The following is a 693-nucleotide window of genomic DNA, read 5'->3' on the forward strand; positions in this document are numbered from 1 at the left end:
ACTGGAAAGACGGCATTTCCTTCTTCCTTGAATACTGCTGATTTCAACTGGGCAATAGAATGCAAAGATTATTGCTCAGAGAAGTATTTTAGAGACAGATATACCACAAGCCTATCTACTTCACGAAAAAGAATACTGTTTCTCATTGAGTCAGCAATCAATAATATCTTTTCCGTTGCGCCTAAGATTGAGTTTGGTTTCCGCGGAACTTATTTTCGCAAACTTGTGCTCATCGCGTACCACTCTTTTAGAGCAATCCAACAAGTAATTCCCCGAAGCACCGGACAATCCGCTCTTACATCACTAAGAGATCTTACAGTTTATGGTTCAGTGGCAGACTTGTTTAATTCCAAACAGGGGCATATCCTCCGCAATCGCTGCATGCATTACCTTGATACCGGGAAACAAATTAAGTTTGATAAACCCGACCCAGAAAACTGCATTGTAAGATCGCTATTCCCAGATATGAAAGCAGGTGTCCTGGAAAAAGACATATACAAAAGTTTGTTAGAAATCTCTAACTTTATTACTTATATGTAGCTGTTTTTGCGCTGTAACTGCAATGCATCCGAATTTGCCGTCATTCGTAATCCCTCTCAAGTTTCCATAAGGACACATTAAATAACTGTTTATAGCAAAAGAGAATTCGCCTTTCGAATGCAGTAATAATATTGTAAACTGACATAGTTTATG

General features: G+C 38.7%; 1 protein-coding gene. It reads left to right on the top strand.

The genetic code is table 11. From position 1 onward, the window contains the following. On the top strand, positions 1 to 540 hold a 540-nt coding region (locus CI603_RS09105; RefSeq protein WP_220702262.1), incomplete at its 5' end, for a hypothetical protein. Between the last annotated feature and the right edge of the window lie 153 nt (positions 541 to 693).

The sequence above is a fragment of the Bifidobacterium sp. wkB338 genome (assembly GCF_003688325.1).
GTDB lineage: Bacteria > Actinomycetota > Actinomycetes > Actinomycetales > Bifidobacteriaceae > Bombiscardovia > Bombiscardovia polysaccharolytica.